The sequence below is a fragment of the Desulfobaculum xiamenense genome (genome assembly GCF_011927665.1).
Classification (GTDB): Bacteria; Desulfobacterota; Desulfovibrionia; order Desulfovibrionales; family Desulfovibrionaceae; genus Desulfobaculum; species Desulfobaculum xiamenense.
Genome location: NZ_JAATJA010000002.1, coordinates 991,135 through 1,011,139 on the forward strand (window position 1 = coordinate 991,135; position 20,005 = coordinate 1,011,139).

A 20,005-nucleotide genomic window follows, 5' to 3' on the forward strand; every position below is an offset into this window, starting at 1 on the left:
ATGTGCTCGGCCGGGCAAAAAAAAAGGAGGGCGAACCCTCCTCTTCGTGAATGATCGGCTATTCGGCTTCGCAGCCGCAGGTGGCGAGAATCTTTCGGACAAGCCCCGTGGTGGAGAAGCCGGGCTTGAGCGGCAGGGAGAGCACCTCGCCGCCGTCGGCCTGCACGATGTCGCGGCCGACGATGGCCTCGACGGGCCAGTCCCCGCCCTTGATGAGCACGTTGGGCCGGATTTCGGAGATGAGCTCGAAGGGCGTGTCCTCGTCGAAGAGCGTCACGAAGTCCACGCAGGCCAGCGAGGCGAGCACGAACATGCGCTCGTCCTCGGGGTTGAGCGGGCGCGTGTCGCCCTTGAGACGGCGTACGGAGGCGTCGGAGTTCACTCCCACCACCAGCATGTCTCCGCGCTCGCGGGCGCGGGCCAGCAGGTCCGCATGCCCGGCATGGAGAATGTCGAAGCAGCCGTTGGTGAACACCACGCGCCGGTCGCCCCGGCAGGCGGCTATGCGGGCTCCCGCATCCTCTCGGCGCAGCATCTTGTCGCGGGCGGGAACGAGAATGGTGCTCATCGTCCCTTCACCGTGATGCTGTCCGTGGAGCCGAAGAGCACCAGCTCCAGCCAGTCGATGGCGAAATCGAGACGTGCCTCCTCGTCGGCGAGCACTGCCGCCTTGCGCTCCTCGGGCATCTCAAGACGGTCCAGCACGCCGGTGCCCTTGATGAAGTCGAGGAAGTTGTCCAACTGGTACAGGGCGAGGGCGGCCATGTTCGTCTGCCCGGAGGCGATGGCGCAGCCGCGTTCCTTCTGCCGGGCCAGAAGACCCATGTAGCGGTCGTTGCAGGCGTTGTAGGCGGCGAGGCCCTGATCGTTCAGCCATTCTGCGGAGGCCCAGTCGCTGTGCTCCTCGAAGCCCTTGCAGTGCGGTTCGCGCACGATGAAGAAGCGTTCGGCCACGTTGCCGTTCTCGTCCTTGCGGGTGGCGCGGCCGAGGGGGTAAGTGCGGCAGGCGGCGGGGCGGTTGGGGTACACGGTGCAGCCCTTGTCGCTCACGAAGGGACAGCGCTTGCGGGCGTCGTCGCACATGCGCAGGCGGAAGAGCGGGAAGCCGGTGTCCGGGGCCATGCCGACGACGGCGTGGTTCTGGATGAATTCCCGGCTACTGTAGCCCAGCGCTCGGCGCAGACGCAGAACGTCGTACGGGGTGAGCATGAGGTTCAGGTCGCTGCAGCAGGCGTTGAAGCAGGGAACGCCGGGATGGCATGCGAAGCGGAATTTCTGGCCTGCGGCGAGTTCGGGCAGGCTTTCGAGGAACTGTTGTGTGGCGTCGTGATCGGACATGGCGAACTCCGTTGAAATGTTGCATGGGGAAATCCCACGCGGTGGCGGCAAAGTCAAGGCGCGCCCCGGCGGGGTTCTTGCGTAGCGCTGCGCACTCGGGTAGCGTGCCCCAAAACGCCTTTGCGGGAGATTCGACATGAAATGGAAATTTCTGGCCGCAACTGTGGCCGCGTTCTGTCTGTTTGTCGTCGCGGGATGCGCGTCCCGCGGCATGGTCAGTCTCTGGTACGATCCGGACCGCTGGGCGACCGCCTGCCCTGCGGAGGTCTCGGTGGTTCCCCTCGCCGACGCACGCGGCCAGTCGTGGCTCGTCATGCGCGACGGCGTGGAGCAGTCCACGGACCGGCAGGTGTCCGAGTGGATGACCGATGCCCTCCGCGCCGAGCTTGCGGCCCGTGGCATGACCGTCACCAACGGTGGAGCGGATTCGCCCTTTGCGGCGGATACGGTTCTGTCCGGCGAGATTCTGCGTGCGTCCATGGCCGTGAACCGCATGGAGCACAAGCTGGATTTCGAGGTGCGCATCGTGTTGCGCCGGGGCGAGGGCACCGTGCTCGACAAGACCTACACCGGAAGCTTCGAGGCGACTCAGCTGCCCACGGGCGAGAAGGCATCCGCCATGCTCGAAAGCGGACTGTCCGACCTCTATGCCAACGTCATGCGCGACGTTTGCGCCCGGTTGCAATAGACTGGCGCAACGTGTTCTCCTTTTGGGGCCGTCGGGAAACCGGCGGCCCTTTTTTATGACGCGAAAGCGCCCCGAGGCGATCGCGAAAGTGTCCAGAATGGTTGCCGGGTTTGTACGACGAAAGTCCGAGCGTGTCTCTGGCAGGCCGAAAAACACGGGCCCGAGGAACGCTCTCGGCCGGGCTTTGGGCTTGCAATGCTGCGTCCGGCGGTGCACAAAGGATAGTGGGGCAGAGTTCCACAACACCGCACCACGGGCTGGAGGCTGCATGAAGAACCACGACGTCGCCGGGCGCATGGCCGATTCGCCGAGCCGGGAAGGGCTACGGGAAGCCGTTCGACGCCAGATACTGAGCTACACGGGAAGCGACCCCGACCGGGCTGGCGTGCGCGATGTCTATCGCGGGTTGGCCTTTGCGCTACGGGAATATCTGGCCGAGAAGTGGATCGAGACACAGCGCGCCTACTACGAGAGCGGGGCGAAGCGTATCTACTACCTGTCCCTCGAATTCCTCGTGGGGCGCTCGCTCATGAGCAACATCCTGAGCCTTGGGCTGGAGGACGATGCACGGGCCGTGGTGGAGTCGTACGGGCATTCACTCGATGACATCGAGGAGATGGAGTGGGATGCCGGTCTCGGCAACGGCGGCCTTGGTCGCCTGGCCTCGTGCTTCATGGATTCGCTGGCGACGCAGGGCTTCGCGGCCTACGGCTACGGTATTCGCTATGATTTTGGCATATTCTGGCAGGTCATTGAGAATGGGGCGCAGACGGAGCGTCCGGACAACTGGATGCGTTTTGGCTGCCCGTGGCAGTTTGAACGGCAGGGACACCTGTATCCCGTCCAGTTCGGCGGCTCTGTGCGCATCCTGCACGACGAGCAGGGCAACGAGCGGCGCATATGGGTCGGCTCCGAACATGTGCTGGCCGTGGCCTGCGACATGCTCGTGCCGGGCTACCGCAATGGCAAGGTCATCAACATGCGGCTGTGGAACGCCAAGGCCAGCCGCGAGTTCGCCCTCGACTACTTCCAGCGCGGCGACTACGTGGGCGCGGTGGAGGAGAAGGCCAAGAGCGAGAACATCTCCAAGGTCCTCTACCCGGACGACTCGCGGGTGCAGGGGCAGGAGCTGCGCCTCAAGCAGCAGTATTTCTTCGTTGCAGCGACCATTCAGGATATCGTGCGCCGTTCGCGCAAGCAGTCTGGCGGGCTGGCGGGTATGCCGGACCGGGTGGCGGTGCAGCTCAACGACACGCATCCGGCCATTGCCATTCCCGAACTGATGCGCGTGTTGGTCGACGAGGAAGAATTGAACTGGGATGACGCATGGAGCATCTGCGTGCGTACTTTCGCCTACACCAATCACACCATTCTGCCCGAGGCGCTGGAGCATTGGCCCGTGGAGACCATGCAGCGCGTGCTGCCCCGGCACATGGAGATCATCTACGAGATCAACGCGCGGTTCCTGCAGCTTGTGCGTAGGCTTCATCCCGGTGACGACGCCCTTGCCGCGCGGCTGTCCATTATCGACGAGGACCACGGACGCAGGGTGCGCATGGCGCATCTGGCGCTGGTCGGCAGTCACATGGTCAACGGCGTGAGCGCACTGCACACCGACCTGCTGCGTTCGAGCGTGTTCCAGGATTTCCACGACATGTATCCGCGCCGTTTCGTGAACATGACCAATGGCGTCACACCACGGCGGTGGATGTTGCAGGCCAACCCGCTGCTGTCGGACCTCATTACCGAGGCTATCGGTCCCGGTTGGGAGACGGACCTTGCCCGCCTGCGCGACCTGCGGCCGTTGGCGGAGGATGCGCAATTTCGCCAGCGCTGGCGCGAGGTGAAGTTCGAGAACAAGAAGCGGCTGTCGGCCTACATGCTGCCGAGGGCGCGGGTGCTGGCTCCGCCGGAATTCATGTTCGATGTGCATGTGAAGCGCATTCACGAGTACAAGCGCCAACTGCTGAACGTTTTGCATGTTGTGACGCTCTACAATCGCCTGCGCGGCGCACCGCCCGGAGAGTGCCCGTTGCCCTGCGTGCCGCGTGTGGCGATTTTTGGTGGCAAGGCCGCCCCTGCCTATGCCATGGCCAAGCTGACCATCCGGCTCATCCATGCCGTGGCCAGCGTGGTCAATGGCGATCCGCACGTCAGCAACTATCTGCGCGTGGCCTTCGTGCCGAACTATTGCGTGTCCAACGCTGAGAAGATCATCCCCGGAACGGACCTTTCGGAGCAGATTTCCACGGCGGGGACCGAGGCATCCGGAACCGGCAACATGAAATTCGCCATGAATGGCGCACTAACCATCGGAACCATGGACGGGGCGACCGTGGAGATGGCGAAGGAGATTGGCGATGAGCACTTCTTCATTTTCGGCCTGCATACGCCGGAGGTGGCGGCGCTCAAAGCGCGGGGCTACGATCCCCGGCGGATCTACGACGCGGACCGGGAGTTGCGGCTGGCGGTGGACATGATCGCCAATGGACACTTCTCCCCGCGCGAGCCGGGGCTTTTCGAGCCGATTCGTCAATCGTGGCTGGACGACGGGGACAAGTACATGGTCATGGCGGATTACCGCTCCTATGTCGAGGCGCAGGAGCGGGCGGCGCACCTGTATCAGGACCGCGAGGAATGGACACGGGTGTCTATCCTCAACACGGCGGGTATGGGGTATTTTTCGAGCGACAGGACCATCGCGCAGTATGCCCGGGAAATCTGGGGGGCCGAGCCGGTGACCGGGAGCGGCGCGCGCAAGAAATGAGGCAGAACCGGGCCGGGGAGCGCGGTCCGGATAGGGGGGACGCATGGCACAGCAGACACAGGGCGTGTCCGGTCAGTATTTGAGCTTCGTCCTGGCGGGCGAACTCTACGCGCTGGACATCTCCAAGGTGAGGGAAGTGCTGGAGGTGCAGGAGGTCACGCGCATTCCGCGCACGCCGGAATTCCTGCGCGGGGTCATCAACCTACGCGGCAGCGCGGTGCCCGTGGTGGATATGCGCCGCAAGTTCGGCATGTCGGCCACGGAGTATACGGTCAACACCTGCATCATCATCGTGGAGGTGAACCTCGAAGGCGAGGAGCTGATTCTCGGCGCATTGGCGGATTCCGTGCGAGAGGTCATCGAGTTGACCCCGGACGAGATCAAGCCGCCGCCGCGCATGGGCACCACCATTGACACCAACTTCATAAGCGGCATGTCCAAGCAGGACGAGCAGTTCATCATGCTGCTCGAAATCGACACCGTGTTTTCGGCGGAAGAGCTTCAGGCCGTGCGCATCGCGGACGCCACCGCCCCCGTGGAGGCCGCGGCGGCGGCCAGCAGACGAGAGCAGGCACCGGATGCCGTCGCGTCTGCTGGCGCGGCGGAGAGCATGGAGCAGGGAGAAGCGCAGGCCGGACCTGCGTCCTAGCGTGTTTCGCTGGGCGGGGTGGTCGCGCTTCGAGACGCGGCCGCCTCGTTCAGGAGCTTTTCGATTTCGAGCGGTTCGGGCCGGTTCTCGGCCCGTTCTAGCCTGATGGCCCCACGCGGGCATTTCCCTTCGCAGACGCCGCAACCCATGCAGGCCTGCGTGTCCACGTGTGCGCGCTTGCCGACGACCGTGAGCGCGTCGAACTGGCAGTTCTTGGCGCACAGTCCGCACCCCACACATTGTTCCTCGTCGATGATGGCGACGAATCCGGACGAGCACAGCATCTGGATGCCGTTCCGTTGCGCTTGCATCGCGCCGCAGCAGCAACTGCAGCAGTTGCAGATGGCGTAGAAGCGTTCCAGCATGGCTTCCTTGAAGAACACGTGGTGCACGTGTCCGCGCTCGTCCTCGGCGCGCAGGATGTCCACGGCCTCGTCGGGCGTGATCCAGCGCGAGGTGTCGGGGTGGTGTTCGCGCATGAAACTCGCGAACGGCTCGCCGATGATAAGGCATACGTCGAGGGGCAGGCAGGGATTCTCGGCCATGCTGCGACAGGGGCAGTTCAGCGCGACGATGTGGTCCGGGTTGCGCAGAACGATGTCGCGTGCCCTGGCGTAGGGGATGACCTTTTCGAGGTCGTGGATTTCGATGTCCCGGCCGATCTGGACGAGCTTCACCGCGTCGTCGAGGGGCACGGCCTTGCCGTGGTAGGAATCGGCCCACGAGAAGCGCGGGGTGTCCTGCTTGTCCGGGTGCAGGGGATAGAGCCTGTCCATGATCCAGACGAGCGGGGTGGCCAGTCTGGCCAGTGGGTGGCGGCCCGTGCCGACGCCGATGTAGAAGTAGCACCAGCGGCCGTAGACGTAGCCGTGGAGTTTCTCCAGCCACGAGTAACCGGGGATGCGTTCTGCCTCGCGCATGAAGGCGAGGGTGGAGCGCCTGACGGGAAACTTGGCGAGCAGGTCGAGGAAATTCATCAGAACCAGATCTCCATGCGTAGCCCGCGCGAGTCCGTGGGAACTGCGTCGTGCGGGAGCCTGCGCGATTGAGGGTGGGAACGGTCGGCGACCGTTGCGAGGTGGGCGGCGGTGGACAGGCCGACGAGGGCGTCCAGAACGTCATCGAGCATGACGGGGGAGAAGTTTGGCGGAACGGCGAGACGGGCGACGTCCGGGATGTGGTCGCAAAGTGTGGCCAGCCTGCGCATGGCTCCTGCGGCGGTGTGCTTGGAGGGCAGAACCTCGCCCGCGAGGTGGGCGAAGGCCAGCTCCGGATGGAATTCGACGATGCGTTCCTGAAGCGATGGATCAGTGCCGAGGGCGTCATCGACCTCGATGATCTTCGGCACGATGCCCCAGACCGGCAACCCCGCGCCGACGCCCCTGTGCAGGCGGTGGAGCCTCTGGAATTCCGCCGGGTCGCCATGGCTGGCGCATATGGCCTCGCGCGGGGGAACCATGAACAGGCGCGATGGCGCCTTGATGTCCTGTGGGCTTCGTCTGGCAAGTTCGCTGCGTGCGCACATATCGCATGCGCGGACGTCGCTCCCGCAAGGAAGGCCGATGGGCATGTCGAGGGCGACGGCGGCGCACTGCTTCGTGAGGGCGACGACCGCTGCGAAGTCCGGGGCGAGGTGCAGGGTGGGCGGCGTGGGGGAGGGCCAGTCGTCGGCGAGGGCTACCACCCATCCGCCCCGCGCTCCGTCCACGCCAGCGATCACGCCAGCGCCTCGCGCATTCGCGTCAAAAGCGAGGCGAGTGTGTCGCGCCGGGACATGGGCAGCGCCGTGCCGATGTCCTCCAGCAGTTCGTAGAACGAGGGCAGGATGCCGACGAGGAATTCGCGGCCGCGTTCGGTGAGGCTCACGGCGAGCTTTCGCCGATCGCCATCGAAGTTCTGCCGCTCCACGTGGCCTTCGCGTTCGAGGCCGTCGATGAGTCCGGTGATGGTGGCGCGGGTGACTCCGGCTCCGCAGGCGAGTTCGGAGGGTGTCATTCGGCCTTCGGGGGCGTCGAACAGGAGCGCAAGCACGGTGAAGCGTCCCTCGGAGACCACGCTGCGAAAGAAGCGCTCCTCAAGGCAGCGGGCCATGGCTGAGGCTGTCTCCATGAGGTCGATGGCCGCCTGAATGGCGGTGGTGTCCAGCGAGGGAAAGAAGGAGACGAGCGACTGTATGGCGTCGAACTTTGGTGCTTGATCGTGATCGGACATGGCAGACGGCTCCGTGCGAATGTTGTGGGTCGATTGTAAGGGTGCTAACTTGTTGCGTCAATCCTTGTCGGTGTTGAGGTCGCGGCTTTGTTGTGCAATTATGTAATGGGGATGTGTGCGCAGCGCAGAACGGGCGGTGTGCGCAGCGAACCCCGGCGGTCGCGACACGGCAACAGTGGGAGGCGCAACGTGAGCGAGCTTTCTTCCGGTGGCGGACTGGGCGGTGATGCGCGGGAGGTCGGGACCATCGTCGCCCGCGGGCTGGTACGCGGCACGCGCGAGACAGTGCCATGGTTCTACGCGAACATGCCCGAGTATTATTTCCGCACGCACGACAGGGACGAGCAGGTCCGGCATCTGCAGGCCATCGTTTCCGCCGGGGTGGTGGGCGATAGGCATGTATTGGCCATTCGAAGCCCCTGCGGAACGCGGGTCACGCTGATTTCCCCGGGGGGCGGCACGGCGGAACTCGTGGCCGCCCTTGGTACGCTGGCCGGGGATGAGGTGCTCAACGCCCGGTTGTATGCCACGCTCGATGGTCGCATGCGGCTGGATTCCTTCGTCCTCGCGCCACAGGGCGCAGTGGACCGGGCTGATCAATCTTTCGTGGACGCCGTGCGCAGTGTCGAGTTGAGCGGACTGTTGCGTGCGGACGAGACCGAGGGCTTTGGCGATTTTCTTTCCTGCGGCACCTGCGACTGTGTCGCGCGCTTCGAGGTGGAGCGGGCGGTGCGGCATTACCACATGTATCGGGACGTGCTCGATGACGACAGGGTCCATGTGCGGCGCGAGGACGAGGTCTACCCCGGTCAGTCGCGGATCATGGTCGCCATGAGCGCGCCGCCGGAACGCGGCCTCATGCTGGAGATGGCCAAGCTGCTACATCGCAGCGGATGCGCCGTGCGCCGGGCCTATGGCGATGTGTACGCCACGCCCGGCGGAAGCTTCGGGGTGTGTAGCTTCTACCTCTCGGCGTGCGACAGTCCGGCGCTTGGGAACAGGGAATCGTGGGAGAAGCTGGAGGCGCAACTCGCGCGGCTTAAGTGGTATGCCGGTGGGCATCCGCTGGAGTGGTTCGCGGACGCCGAGGGTATGAGCGTGTCGCAGGTGATGTTCATGCAGGCGGCTGCGGCCTTTGCTCACCAGTTCCTCGCCGGGGCGGACCCGCATGCCTTCACCGCGCACAACATCGTGCAGTCCATGCTGACGCATCCCGCCATTTCGCGGGGGCTGGTGGAGGCCTTCGAGGCGCGGTTCGACCCTGACGGCCATGGGCGCGACCGGGCGCAGCTCGACGTCCTGCGGCGCGTCCGGGGGCAGGTCGCCGAGCTTTCTGACGAGGTGGAGCGCCAGACCTTTCGCGTCATCGAACTCTTCATCACCAACACCCTGCGGACCAACTACTTCCTGCCCGACCGCTTCGGGCTGTCCTTCCGGATGGACCCGGCGATCCTCGCGCACATTCCCCCTGCGCCGGGAACGGTGAAGGACGACCCGCCCTACGGATTCTTCTTTTTCTACGGCGCGCATTTCCGGGGATTCCACGTTCGCCATCGCGAGATGGCCCGTGGCGGCGTGCGCGTGGTGCCAACGGTGAGCCGCGAGAATTTCGAGATGGAATCGAACAGGCTCTTTGCCGAGGTCACCGCGCTGGCCCGCACCCAGCAGCACAAGAACAAGGACATTCCCGAGGGCGGGTCAAAGGCCGTCATCCTCGTGGGACCGCAGGGCGACATCGACCGGGCCGTGAAGTCCGTGGCGGATTCGCTGCTTGACATCATCGTGCCCGGACAGGACGGACCGAGTCTGCCGCAGGTGGTTGACTATCTGGGACGGGAGGAAGTCATCTACCTCGGCCCGGACGAGCACATCACGCCGTCGCACATCGAGTGGATCGTGGAGCGGGCACGGCGGCGGGGCTTCCGCTGGCCGTCGGCCTTCATGAGTTCCAAGCCGTCCACGGGCATAAACCACAAGCGCTATGGCGTGACCTCGCTCGGGGTCATCGTCTTCGCCGAGGAAATGCTCGGCATGCTCGGCATCGATCCGAAGCGCGACGCATTCCGGGTGAAGCTCACCGGCGGACCGCGCGGCGACGTGGCCGGAAACGCCATGCTCCTGCTCATGCGCCAGTACGGGACGAACGCGCGTATCGTCGCCGTCACCGACGGGCACGGTGCGGCCTTCGACCCGCAGGGGCTCGACCATGGCGAGCTGGAGCACCTCGTGCGCGAGGAGCGCGGCATCGCCGAGTTCAATCCCGAAAGACTTGGCGCGGGCGGGACCGTTGCCGGGGCTGGAACTCCAGAGGGTGTGCGCCTGCGCGACACCCTGCACAATACGGCCGAGGCGGATCTGTTCATTCCCGCGGGAGGGCGGCCGGAGACCATAAACGACGGCAACTGGCGGCAATTCCTGTTGCCGGACGGCAGTCCCTCGGCCCGCGCCGTAGTGGAAGGGGCGAACATCTTCTTCTCGCCACAGGCACGGACGGAACTCGAACGGCACGGCGTGCTCATCGCGCAGGGGGCGAGCGCCAACAAGACGGGCGTCATCTGCTCGTCCTACGAGGTGCTGGCCGGGCTGACGCTCTCCGACGAGGAATTCCTCGCGGTGAAGGACGAATACGTGGCCGAGGTGCTGGACATCCTGCGGATTCGGGCGCGCAGCGAGGCGCGGCTCATGCTGCGCGAATACCGCCGCTGTGGCGCGGCGCGGCCGCTCACGGCCATCACCACGGAGCTTTCGCGCGAGATCAACGCGCTTGCCGACGGCATCGCCGCCGAGTTGGGGCAGGGCGGGGCTGTTGCGAATGATCCGCTGCTGCGGGCGTTGGTTCTCGAATACTGCCCGCCGCTTCTGTCCGCGCGCTATGAGGACCGCATCTTCACGCGCATTCCGGAGGAGCACCTGCGGGCGCTGGTGGCCGCCTATGCGGCGTCGCGCATCGTGTACGCGGAGGGGCTTGGCTGGATGTCGCGCGTGGGAGCGCGCGGCGGGCTGGTGGAGGCCGTGCGCAGTTACCTGCGGCAGGAGGCGGTGGTCGCCGCATACAGGGCGGAGCTTCGTGCGGCTGGGTTGACACATGTGCGCGAATTGCTGGGCATTCTCGATGCCACGGCATGCAAGTTCCTGACGGAGCGCGACATGGGGATTGAAGCGGAGCGTTAGGGCGCGCGCATGCATTGATGTGGTGCTGACATATCAAGTATGCATGATGCGTACGCACTAATGGTATGCGTCATTGTGCTGATCGCGGGATTCGTGAGCGGAAAAAATGTGGCCGGTGAGGAAACTTGATGCCTTGGGCTGTTTCCTCCCGGCCTTTTTCGTGGTAACTGTCGGCATTCCTTGAAGGATTGAACGCCGTGCCCGGAGCGCGGGGTCCGGGCTGTGCGGCGGTGGTGCCAACCCTCAAGAAGCAAGGCTTGGAACATGCTGCTCAACGAACATCAAAGCAAGCGACTGTTTGCGGAGGCTGGCGTTGCCGTTCCCGAGGGCGTGCCGGTGTCTGCTACGAATCTCGAATCGGTGAAGCCCAAGTGGCCGCTGCCATGGTTCCTCAAGGCGCAGGTGCTGGCCGGTGGGCGGGGCAAGGCCGGGGGCATTCTGCGCATCGACGATCCCGACGATCTGGTGCCCTACGCGCGAAAGCTTTTCGCCATGACCATCCGTGGGCGCAGCGTGCCGCTTCTGCGGCTGGAGCGCTCGAAGGCGTACGAGCGCGAGTTCTACTGCTCGTTCGCCGTTTCGCGGGAACTGGGCTGCCTCGCCTTTTCCGTAGGGCGCAAGGGCGGCATCGACGTGGAGAGTCAGAGTCAGGACCTGCACAACATCCTCGTGCAGCGCGTGTCCATGACCAGCGGGCTGGAGAACTACCACATTCGGGCCGCGTTCTTCCATCTCGACGTGGACAAGGAGCACTGGCCCACCTTCTCCGAATTCGTGCGCAGGATGCATCGCGCCGTCATCGACTACGGCCTGCTGCTGGCCGAGATCAATCCGCTGGTCCTCGATGCCGACGGCGTGTGGACGGCGCTGGATGGCAAGGTGGAGATGGACGACAACGTCCTGCTCCAGCATTCGGACTTCGAGCGGTTCTACACGCCGGAGCATGCCTCGCGCGAGGAGAACCGCGCGCGGGAGGTGGGGCTGTCCTACCATTCCCTCGGCGGGCGCATCGGGCTTATGGTCAACGGTGCCGGGCTGGCCATGGCCACCATGGATCTTCTGAATCTGTCGGGGCTTGCCGCGGCGAATTTCATGGACCTTGGCGGTGCGGCCGACCTCGACCGCACGCGCACGGCCATGTCGCTCCTCTTCGAGGACGAGTCCGTGACGAGCGTGTTTATCAATATCTTCGGTGGAGTGCTCTCCTGCGAGAAAGTCGCGCTGGCGCTGGCCGAGGCGTTGGACGGGCGCGAGCCTCGAAAGCCGCTGGTGGTGCGGCTGTCCGGCAATCAGTCGCCTCGCGGGCGTGAGATTCTCGAAGCCCTCGGCTGTCGCAACATGTTCATCGTTTCCGAGATGCACGACGCCATCGCCCAGCTCAAGCGCAACGAGGGCATGCGCCTTGGCGAGACGCCGGAGCTGGCCGTGCAGCACGAGATCGTGCCGTCCGTTCCCGCTGCGTTTCCGCGCAGCTTGCCCTTCGAGAAGGGGCTGCCCGTGCTCGTGCAGGGCATCACCGGGCGCACCGCCCAGTTCCACACCCGCCTCATGCTGGACTACGGCACGAACATCGTCGCCGGGGTCACGCCCTTCAAGGGCGGGCAGTACGCGCAGGGCATTCCCGTCTACAACAGCATCACCGAGGCGCTGGAACTCAACAGCATCCGCGCCAGCATCATCTTCGTGCCCGCGGCCTTCGCGCCGGACGCCATCCTCGAAGCCGCGCAGAACGGCATCGAGTGGGTGATCTGCATCACTGACGGCCTGAAGCAGCAGGACATGCTGCGCGTGCGCGAACAGTTGCGCGGCAGCGGAACGCGCCTCGTGGGGCCGAACTGCCCCGGACTCATCGCACCGGGCCGTACCAAGATCGGCATCATGCCCGATCACGTGTTCATGCCCGGTCCCGTGGCCATCCTTTCGCGCAGCGGAACCCTGACCTACGAGGCCGCCACTCGGCTCACGCGCGTGGGCATCGGGCAGTCGCTGTGCGTGGGCATCGGCGGCGATCCGTTCATCGGCACGTCCTTCAGCGACATGCTCGGTCCGCTCGAAGAGGACGAAAATACCAAGGCGCTGGTCATCCTCGGAGAGATCGGCGGCACCGCCGAGGAGGAACTGGCCGAACACGTCCGCCGGACGGGATTTTCCAAGCCCATCGTGGCCTTCGTGGCCGGGCAGACCGCCCCGCCCGGAAAGCGCCTCGGTCACGCCGGGGCCATCCTCGAATCCGGGCGCGGGGTGGAGGACAAGCTGATGGCCATGGCCAAGGCCGGGTTCGCCATCTGTCCTGACCTGTCGAGCCTGCCACGGCTGGTGGCTCATGCCTTGAGCCGCTGCGAAGTTCCCGTCTCCGCATAGCCACAACGAAAAGGGGGCCGGATGTTCCGGCCCCCTTTCGCGTCAGCCCTTTTGGGCGAACAGGTCGCGCAGCCAGTCCGGCACGCCCACGGGGCGGCCTTCGGCATTGACGCAGGCGTGCTGGGTCATGCCCGTGGCATGCAGCACGCTGCGGTCCTCGCTTCGTATCTCGTAGGAAAAGGTGATGGAGGCCCGTCCCCAGTCGCTCACGGTGACGTGGACATTGACGAGGTCGTCGAAGCGAATGGGGCGGCGGTAGCGGGCCGAGGCTTCGCGTACGGGCAGGTACAGGCCGCGTTCTTCCACGGTGCTGTAGCTCATGCCGTATTCGCGGATCAGGTGGCTGCGGGCGCGCTCGAAGAGGTGCAGGTATTCGGCGTAGTACAGCACCTGCATGGCGTCGGTTTCGCCGTAGGAGACGCGGTGCGCGTACCACGCCTCGGGAGAGGGAATGGCGTTCATGGGCGGATGATCTCCAGAATCCGGCGTACGATGTCGTGGCCGGGGCTGATGGTGAATCCCGTGGCGGCCGCGTGGGCCTCGCTGAAGCCGGGCAGGCCGTGTGCGGTGGCCGAGGCGTGGTGCAGCAGGAAGGGGACGGGATCGGTGGTGTGCGTGCGGCAGGCGAGAGGGGTGAAGTGGTCGCAGGTCACGACGATGGCCGTGTCCGTGCCCGCCAGCGCCTGTGTCAGCGGCCCCACGATGCGCTCGTCGAAGCGCCGCACGGCTTCCACCTTGTCCGCGACGATGCCGCTATGGCCGCATTCGTCCGGTCCCTCCAGATGCACGAAGGCGAACTGGCCGCCAGTATTCAGGAAATCGAGAGCCGCCGCAACCTTGCCCGCGTAGTTCGTGTCGAGAAGTCCTGTCGCCCCCGGCACGTCGATGACCGCCATGCCCGAGGCCCTGCCCAGTCCCTTTACGAGGTCCACGGCGGAGATGACCGCCCCACGCAGTCCGTAGGCGTCGGAAAAGTCCGGCAGCGCGAGGGGGCGGCCCTGTCCCCACGGCCAGATGCCGGTGGCGCGGGTGGCGTTTGCGGGCGTATTCAGACGTTCTGCGGCGGCGTGGAACAGGGCGAGGAGCCGCGGGCTCGTGGCCAAGGTCGCCATGTCCTGCGCGATGGACTGTCCGGTGATGTCGTGGGGTGGGCGGACGGCGAACGCTGCCTCCGGCGAGTTGGCACCTCCCCGCTGGACGAGCAGATGCCGATACTGGATGCCGGGCACGAAGGTGAAGGTGTCGTCCCCGAGGTGGTGCTCAAGGTCCTCCACGAGCGGGAGCGAGGATGCGGTGTCGATGTGCCCGGCGGAGTAGTCGAGCATGGTTCCCATGGCGTCGGGGGCGGTGAGGGAGACGAGATTGAGCCGCCAGACGAGGTCGTCCGGTCGCAACTTCAGCCCCTGCGCGGCCGCCTCGATGGGACCACGCCCGGTGTGATGCGCGGCGGGGTCGAAGCCGATGAGGCTCATGTTCGCCACGTCGGACCCCGGCGGCATGCCGGAGGGGACCGTGGAGATGGTCCCGGCGATGCAGCGCGATGCCAAGCTGTCCATGTTGGGCGTAGGCGCGGCTTCAAGCGGCGTTCTGCCGCCTAGTCCATCCACGCGCCAATCGCCCATTCCGTCGGCAACGAGGAAGAGAATCTTCGTGTCGGCCATGGTTGTGCATCCTTTGTCATGCCCATCCGTCACTGAATGGATGGTACGCATCTTCATGTCGTGTCCGCAGAAAATCAAGTCAAATGATGATGCTGCAACAGATTGGCGATGATGCATCGAAAAGGCGGCCCGTCCTGATGGAGCGGGCCGCCTTTCAAAGCGTACTCGGAACGTGTGCGCGGACTACAGGATGCGGAAGTGCATCGTGCGGGCCAGCGTCAATCCCATGTTTTCGATCTCTCGCATCGCGGAGTGGATATCTCCGGCCTTTGCCTCGTGGCTCAGGAAGACGAGCGGAACGCCGCCGCCGTCCACTGCCGGTTTCTGCGTGACCTGCTGGATGCTGATGTTCCTGTCTGCCATCACTCCGGCGATGTCGCGCAGGACACCCGCGCGGTCCGGAACGATGAAGCGCAGATAATGCAGGGACACCGCGTCGTCGAGGTCGAGGATGTCGGCCTCGGGTAGCACGGGATTCACGAAGCCCAGATTGTTGGGCGCGGCGTGGCGGGCGATGGCCATGATGTCGGCCAGCACTGCGCTTCCGGTAGGTCTGTCCCCGGCCCCCCGACCGTGGAGGACCACCGGGCCCGCAATGCCTTCAAGGCGGATCGCGTTGAAGGGGCCGTTGACGGAAGCGAGCAGATTGTCTTCGGGCACGAGGGCCGGATAGACGCCTGCCTCGACCTTGCCGTCCACGAGCCGGGCCTGTGCCAACAGCTTGATACGGTAGCCGAATTCCTGCGCGAACCGGATGTCCATGGGGGTGACCACGGTGATGCCGGTAACGGGCAGCTTGGCGAAGGGGTAGTTGCACCCGAAGGCCAGACGAATGAGCAGGGTGAGCTTGTGCGCGGTGTCGATACCCTCGATGTCGAGGGTGGGATCGGCCTCGGCGTAGCCCTTGGCCTGCGCGTCGGAGAGAGCGGTCTCGAAGTCGAGACCTTTGTCGGTCATCTCGGTGAGGATGTAGTTGGCCGTGCCGTTGAGAATGCCCAGAATCTTGCGGATGCTGTTGCCCGCAAGGGATTCCCGGAGCGGTCGGACCACGGGGATGCCCCCCGCGACGCTGGCTTCGAAGCCCAGATGCACACCCTTTTCGGCGGCGAGGGCAAAAAGCCTCATGCCGTCCTCGGCGAGGAGCGCCTTGTTGGCGGTCACGGCATGCTTGCCGGCCTGGAGCGCCTCGGTGATGAGTGTGCGAGGGAATTCGATGCCGCCGGTCAGCTCCACCACGATGTCGATGTCGGGGTCGTCGATGAGTGCCCGGTAATCGGTAACCGGGGTCGCACCGATGGCCTCAACTTCGGCCCTGCGGCGGTCGCTGCGGATGAGCACGGATTTGATGCGGATGTCGCTCCCCGTGCGTCGGCGGATGACGTCGCGGCTTTCCTCGATAACATCGGCCAGACCATGTCCGACGGTGCCGAAACCGGCCAGTCCGATGTTGATGACCTTGTTCTCTAGCACTTCCTGGCTCCTTCCAGAACCTTCTTGATGCCTCGGATGGCCTGCTGGGTGCGCTGCTTGTTTTCTATGAGCGCGAAGCGGACGTGGTCGTCACCGTAGTGGCCGAAGCCCAGACCCGGAGACACGGCCACATGGCCTTCCTGAAGGAGCATCTTGGAGAATTCCACGGAACCCATTTCGCGGAACGGCTCGGGAATCTTGGCCCATGCGAACATGGTGGCCTTGGGCGGCTCGATCTCCCAACCCACGCGGTTGAGACCTTCGCAGAGCACGTCGCGGCGTTCCTTGTACACGTTCACGATTTCCTTCACGCACTCCTGCGGGCCGTTGAGGGCCACGGTGGCGGCGATCTGGATGGGCTGGAAGATGCCGTAGTCGAGGTAGCTCTTGATGCGGGTCAGCGCCTGCACCATTTCGCGGTTGCCAGAGCAGAAGCCCATGCGCCATCCGGCCATGGAGTAGCTCTTGGACATGGAGAAGAACTCGACGCCCACATCCTTCGCACCCTCGGCCTGCAGGAAGCTCGGAGCCTCGTATCCGTCGAACACGAAGTCGGCATAGGCGAGGTCGTGGATGACGTAGATGCCGTTTTCCTTGGCGAAGTCGACGATCTTCTGGTGGAAGGAGAGGTCCACGACTTCCGTGGTGGGGTTGTGGGGGTAGCAGTAGATGAGAAGCTTGGGCTTGGGCCAGGTCTGGCGCATGGCGAGTTCGAGGTCGGCGATGAAGTCGCGTCCGCCGCCCATGGGAATTCGTCTGACGTCCGCACCCGCGATCACCGCCGAATAGGGGTGGATGGGGTACGTGGGGTCCTGGGTGAAGACGACATCGCCGGGCTGAAGCATGGCCAGCGCGAGGTGCGAGAGGCCTTCCTTCGCGCCCATGGTCGCCACGGTTTCCTGCTCCGGATCGAGATACACGCCGTAGCGGCGGGCGTACCAGTCGCAGATGGCGGCGCGCAGGTTCGGGATGCCGCGGGATGCGGAATAGCGGTGGTTGACCGGCTTCTGGGCCGCTTCGATCATCTTGTCGACGATGTGCTGGGGCGTGGGCGTGTCAGGATTGCCCATGCCAAGGTCGACGATGTCCACGTTCTGCCGCCGAAGCTTCATCTTCAGCTGGTTGACCACCGCGAACACATAGGGCGGAAGGCGGTGCATGCGTGGGAATTGGTTGCTCATGCGACAAATGCTCCTTGATGAATGACTGTCAGCGCCCTTTGAGGGGGCGCGATGCGCCGGCATTTCCGGGCTGCGCGCAACGTTACGGGAGCTTGTGCGCCCTGTAAAGCGGCGAACCTGCGAAGGAGCGGAGGGGGGAGGGGGTCCGGTTCCCCCGCCCGAGTCGCAGGGAGAACCGGAAATGGTCGGCAGGGCCTGCTACTCGAACAGATAGGCGTACTGTGCCGCCACGGCATCGGTACGCCCTGCGAGGGCCTCTGCGGTTGCTGCCACGTCGGCAGCGGAAACGACCCCTACCTCGGAGGCGAGGTAGTGGTTCAGCACGTTTTCGCTTGCGGAGAAAATCCACGTCACACTGTACACGGACCCGAGACCGGGCCTGCCGGGAAACTCCTCGCGAGTGCGTACGACGAGCTTGATCTTCTTCTCGTCGGCGGCGGAAAGGGAAAACAGCGACGACTTGTTCAGAACTTCCTTGAGGTGGAAGACGAGGCGGGTGCCGACGTTGTCGATGTCCGTGTGGACGATGGCAACGGGCGTTGCGCGCAGGGCTTCCGCCGGGGTGGGCTTGTCCGGAATCTCGGTGGCTGTGGCGTTGTCGGTGGCGGCGTCGGCGGGGGCGTCGGGCGTGGCCGGGCCTTCTGCGGCAAGCGCGGGCGCGGCGCACAGGGCGGCCAGCATGAGGGTCGCCACGAGCATGTGGAGCAGTCGTCTGATGGGTGCCATTATCCGTTCCTCGATTCGTCTGGTGGAGAATCCACATCGTGTGACTGAAGCGAGGGATCAGATTTGCGAGCTAAAGGCCGTCTTGTCAAGAGGTGTCTTGTCATCGAGGAAGCTGTCGACGCGCTCTCTATCCGCAGCGATGACGCGCAGATCGGCCACGGGCAGCGGTGCCGCACGTCTGCCATGCAGCCGCAGGGCGCGGTCCACGAATTCCGCGAGGACGAGGGCGCAGCGTATGCGTTTGGTCACGGGTGGTATGCCCCACACCACGCCGAGTTCCAGCAGGTAGTCCCGGTCTGGCCCGCTGGTGATGAGGTTGCCGGTGCGCATGAGGGCATCCTCAGCCGTGTCGGGAAACATGCCGCCCCATTCGGCCATGCGGTGGATGAACGCTGGCATGACCGCAAGATAGTAGTTGGGGTCGATCTTCACGGCGATGGACATGCCGGGAATGCCGAGAATGGAGGGGGAGCGCATGTAGGCCCTGCCAAGTCCCATCTGGAGCCTGTCCAGGGTTTGCGTATAGTCCTTGAGCATCGGCGGCCTCCTGCGGGGCGATGGACTCAGGCTTCGTAGTTCGGACGGGTGCGGACGGTTTCGATGGCTTCCCGGACGGTCTGTTCGACCTGATCGGGGCGGACGGGTTCGCGCAGTACGATGCTGCCGCGCTGGACATAGCGCGGGGGCAGGTTGTTGAGGCTCAGCGCGTAGATGTCCTCGATGTCGATGGTCGTCGGCGCGAAATCGGGCACCTCGGCGAGTAGACGTTCCATGCATTCTGCCACGCGCTTTTCGTTGCGGTTGCGGACATGGTAGAGCGCCATTCCGTTTACGACGAGGCTATCGGCGATATCCTGAAGCTTCTTGTCCATGTTCGCTCCTTGGCTTGTATCCGTGTTTCATAACACGCTGCAATGATGAGTTCAAACATGCCGGGTTCATTGCGTCCAGGTGTACTGTCGCGAAGCGGACGACGCGGCGCGTTCGGTCAGAAATCGAGCACCACCGGGCCTGCCGCGTCACGGTGTTTGCGTTTGATCCATGCGAGGAATTTGCGGGACATTTCGTGATCCGGATTGATGGCCAGCGACATTTCCAGATATTTGATGGCGCTTTTGATATCTCGCTTCTCGTAGTGGGCGCGTGCGATGTTGTGCAGGAGGTTTTCGTCGTCGTGGGCCAGTTCCAGCGCGCGCATGTAGTGCTTGAGGGCCGTGTCGAAGAGGTTCTGCCTGCGCAGGGACACCCCGAAGTCGTTGAACATGTGCTTGTGCTCGGGCTGAAAGTCGGCCTGCATGTCGGCGAGGCGTTCGAAGACGTCCTCGGCGCGTTGCAGGTTGCCGCGCTTGAGGTAGGTGAGGCCGATGCCGAAGCTCGCGCGGGCGCTGCGCTCCATCTCCTCCGGCGAACCGGAGATTTCGAAGCCCTCTATGGTCTCGGGCTGGCGCGGCGGCGCACCGGGAGCGGCACCCTCGTCCGTCGCGATTTCGCCTTCGGGCGGCTGCGGGGCGAAGGACTTGTGGACGAAGAAGTCCGGTTCCGGCTGAAAGCGTTCCAGCACGTCGTCCAGCGAGACGACGCGCTTCTTGCCGATGGGGATGAGATTTTCGTTGATGGGCTGGACTTCGGCCTTGCCGCCCTCGATTTCGTTGACCAGCCAGTACTGCTTGACCTTGGTCCTCTGGGTGGTGGCGCCGGAGCCGGTCTTCTTGACCTCCATGGTGGAGAAGACGCCCTTGATGGGAGCGCGCGGAGAGCTGTCGGGTGAGGGCATGGATGCCT

Annotated in this window: 18 protein-coding genes; 5 read left to right on the forward strand and 13 right to left on the reverse strand. The window is 64.7% G+C overall.

The window, feature by feature from the left end; all coding sequences use genetic code 11:
- Positions 1-58: 58 nt before the first annotated feature.
- Positions 59-535 (reverse strand): D-glycero-beta-D-manno-heptose 1-phosphate adenylyltransferase, encoded by a 477-nt coding sequence (gene rfaE2, locus GGQ74_RS12215; RefSeq protein ID WP_245168290.1) that lies wholly within the window; start codon positions 533-535, stop codon positions 59-61.
- Positions 536-564: 29 nt separating this feature from the next.
- Positions 565-1,338: a YkgJ family cysteine cluster protein gene (locus GGQ74_RS12220; protein WP_167941821.1), complete on the reverse strand. Its 774-nt coding sequence runs from the start codon at positions 1,336-1,338 to the stop codon at positions 565-567.
- 136 nt (positions 1,339-1,474) lie between these two features.
- On the opposite strand from GGQ74_RS12220, the gene lptE reads away from it, so the two are divergent.
- The 3 genes from lptE (at position 1,475) to GGQ74_RS12235 (ending at position 5,442) form a co-directional block, all read left to right on the forward strand.
- On the forward strand, positions 1,475-2,026 hold the full coding sequence (lptE, locus tag GGQ74_RS12225; RefSeq protein ID WP_167941822.1) for an LPS assembly lipoprotein LptE: 552 nt from the start codon (positions 1,475-1,477) through the stop codon (positions 2,024-2,026).
- 268 nt (positions 2,027-2,294) lie between these two features.
- A complete protein-coding gene (locus tag GGQ74_RS12230) occupies positions 2,295-4,793 on the forward strand; it encodes a glycogen/starch/alpha-glucan phosphorylase (protein ID WP_245168241.1) in 2,499 nt (832 codons plus the stop codon).
- 43 nt (positions 4,794-4,836) lie between these two features.
- Positions 4,837-5,442, forward strand: coding sequence for a chemotaxis protein CheW (locus GGQ74_RS12235; RefSeq protein WP_167941823.1), 606 nt, complete (start codon positions 4,837-4,839; stop codon positions 5,440-5,442).
- Here GGQ74_RS12235 and GGQ74_RS12240 read toward each other — a convergent pair.
- From GGQ74_RS12240 to GGQ74_RS12250, 3 genes are read right to left on the reverse strand one after another with little or no spacing between them, the layout of a single operon-like run.
- Positions 5,439-6,419, reverse strand: a complete 981-nt coding sequence (locus GGQ74_RS12240; protein WP_167941824.1) for an ATP-binding protein — start codon at positions 6,417-6,419, stop codon at positions 5,439-5,441. The two genes, GGQ74_RS12235 and GGQ74_RS12240, sit on opposite strands and share 4 nt — an antisense overlap.
- Positions 6,419-7,162, reverse strand: coding sequence for a DUF429 domain-containing protein (locus GGQ74_RS12245; RefSeq protein ID WP_167941825.1), 744 nt, complete (start codon positions 7,160-7,162; stop codon positions 6,419-6,421). Before GGQ74_RS12245 ends, GGQ74_RS12240 begins: the two co-directional genes overlap by 1 nt.
- Positions 7,159-7,653, reverse strand: a complete 495-nt coding sequence (locus tag GGQ74_RS12250; RefSeq protein WP_167941826.1) for a MarR family winged helix-turn-helix transcriptional regulator — start codon at positions 7,651-7,653, stop codon at positions 7,159-7,161. Before GGQ74_RS12250 ends, GGQ74_RS12245 begins: the two co-directional genes overlap by 4 nt.
- A gap of 189 nt (positions 7,654-7,842) precedes the next feature.
- Between GGQ74_RS12250 and GGQ74_RS12255 the strand changes: the two genes are divergently transcribed.
- Positions 7,843-10,824: an NAD-glutamate dehydrogenase domain-containing protein gene (locus tag GGQ74_RS12255; RefSeq protein WP_167941827.1), complete on the forward strand. Its 2,982-nt coding sequence runs from the start codon at positions 7,843-7,845 to the stop codon at positions 10,822-10,824.
- A 264-nt stretch (positions 10,825-11,088) separates the two neighbouring features.
- Positions 11,089-13,185: a succinate--CoA ligase subunit alpha gene (sucD, locus tag GGQ74_RS12260; protein ID WP_167941828.1), complete on the forward strand. Its 2,097-nt coding sequence runs from the start codon at positions 11,089-11,091 to the stop codon at positions 13,183-13,185.
- Between the two features lie 42 nt (positions 13,186-13,227).
- Here the strand turns inward: sucD and GGQ74_RS12265 are convergent, their stop codons facing one another.
- The 8 genes from GGQ74_RS12265 to GGQ74_RS12300 all read right to left on the reverse strand — a co-directional run bounded on the left by GGQ74_RS12265 (position 13,228) and on the right by GGQ74_RS12300 (position 19,997).
- Positions 13,228-13,647, reverse strand: coding sequence for an acyl-CoA thioesterase (locus GGQ74_RS12265; protein ID WP_167941829.1), 420 nt, complete (start codon positions 13,645-13,647; stop codon positions 13,228-13,230).
- A complete protein-coding gene (locus GGQ74_RS12270; protein ID WP_167941830.1) occupies positions 13,644-14,846 on the reverse strand; it encodes a cofactor-independent phosphoglycerate mutase in 1,203 nt (400 codons plus the stop codon). The genes GGQ74_RS12265 and GGQ74_RS12270 overlap by 4 nt, the downstream gene beginning before the upstream one ends.
- A 183-nt stretch (positions 14,847-15,029) precedes the next feature.
- Positions 15,030-16,316: a homoserine dehydrogenase gene (locus tag GGQ74_RS12275; protein ID WP_167941831.1), complete on the reverse strand. Its 1,287-nt coding sequence runs from the start codon at positions 16,314-16,316 to the stop codon at positions 15,030-15,032.
- Positions 16,310-17,497, reverse strand: a complete 1,188-nt coding sequence (locus GGQ74_RS12280) for an aminotransferase class I/II-fold pyridoxal phosphate-dependent enzyme (RefSeq protein WP_167941832.1) — start codon at positions 17,495-17,497, stop codon at positions 16,310-16,312. The genes GGQ74_RS12275 and GGQ74_RS12280 overlap by 7 nt, the downstream gene beginning before the upstream one ends.
- A 198-nt stretch (positions 17,498-17,695) precedes the next feature.
- Positions 17,696-18,223, reverse strand: a complete 528-nt coding sequence (locus GGQ74_RS12285; protein ID WP_245168242.1) for a hypothetical protein — start codon at positions 18,221-18,223, stop codon at positions 17,696-17,698.
- A 57-nt stretch (positions 18,224-18,280) separates the two neighbouring features.
- Positions 18,281-18,760 (reverse strand): hypothetical protein, encoded by a 480-nt coding sequence (locus GGQ74_RS12290; RefSeq protein ID WP_167941833.1) that lies wholly within the window; start codon positions 18,758-18,760, stop codon positions 18,281-18,283.
- Between the two features lie 26 nt (positions 18,761-18,786).
- Positions 18,787-19,095, reverse strand: coding sequence for a late competence development ComFB family protein (locus GGQ74_RS12295; RefSeq protein ID WP_167941834.1), 309 nt, complete (start codon positions 19,093-19,095; stop codon positions 18,787-18,789).
- Positions 19,096-19,211: 116 nt separating this feature from the next.
- On the reverse strand, positions 19,212-19,997 hold the full coding sequence (locus GGQ74_RS12300; protein WP_167941835.1) for a tetratricopeptide repeat protein: 786 nt from the start codon (positions 19,995-19,997) through the stop codon (positions 19,212-19,214).
- Positions 19,998-20,005 lie beyond the last annotated feature (8 nt).

Coding starts and splice junctions, on each gene's coding strand:
- rfaE2 (WP_245168290.1), bottom strand. CDS start 535: ATGCTGCGCCGAGAGGATGCGGGAGCCCGCATAGCCGCCTGCCGGGGC.
- GGQ74_RS12220 (WP_167941821.1), bottom strand. CDS start 1,338: ATGTCCGATCACGACGCCACACAACAGTTCCTCGAAAGCCTGCCCGAA.
- lptE (WP_167941822.1), top strand. CDS start 1,475: ATGAAATGGAAATTTCTGGCCGCAACTGTGGCCGCGTTCTGTCTGTTT.
- GGQ74_RS12230 (WP_245168241.1), top strand. CDS start 2,295: ATGAAGAACCACGACGTCGCCGGGCGCATGGCCGATTCGCCGAGCCGG.
- GGQ74_RS12235 (WP_167941823.1), top strand. CDS start 4,837: ATGGCACAGCAGACACAGGGCGTGTCCGGTCAGTATTTGAGCTTCGTC.
- GGQ74_RS12240 (WP_167941824.1), bottom strand. CDS start 6,419: ATGAATTTCCTCGACCTGCTCGCCAAGTTTCCCGTCAGGCGCTCCACC.
- GGQ74_RS12250 (WP_167941826.1), bottom strand. CDS start 7,653: ATGTCCGATCACGATCAAGCACCAAAGTTCGACGCCATACAGTCGCTC.
- sucD (WP_167941828.1), top strand. CDS start 11,089: ATGCTGCTCAACGAACATCAAAGCAAGCGACTGTTTGCGGAGGCTGGC.
- GGQ74_RS12265 (WP_167941829.1), bottom strand. CDS start 13,647: ATGAACGCCATTCCCTCTCCCGAGGCGTGGTACGCGCACCGCGTCTCC.
- GGQ74_RS12270 (WP_167941830.1), bottom strand. CDS start 14,846: ATGGCCGACACGAAGATTCTCTTCCTCGTTGCCGACGGAATGGGCGAT.
- GGQ74_RS12280 (WP_167941832.1), bottom strand. CDS start 17,497: ATGAGCAACCAATTCCCACGCATGCACCGCCTTCCGCCCTATGTGTTC.
- GGQ74_RS12285 (WP_245168242.1), bottom strand. CDS start 18,223: ATGGCACCCATCAGACGACTGCTCCACATGCTCGTGGCGACCCTCATG.
- GGQ74_RS12290 (WP_167941833.1), bottom strand. CDS start 18,760: ATGCTCAAGGACTATACGCAAACCCTGGACAGGCTCCAGATGGGACTT.
- GGQ74_RS12295 (WP_167941834.1), bottom strand. CDS start 19,095: ATGGACAAGAAGCTTCAGGATATCGCCGATAGCCTCGTCGTAAACGGA.
- GGQ74_RS12300 (WP_167941835.1), bottom strand. CDS start 19,997: ATGCCCTCACCCGACAGCTCTCCGCGCGCTCCCATCAAGGGCGTCTTC.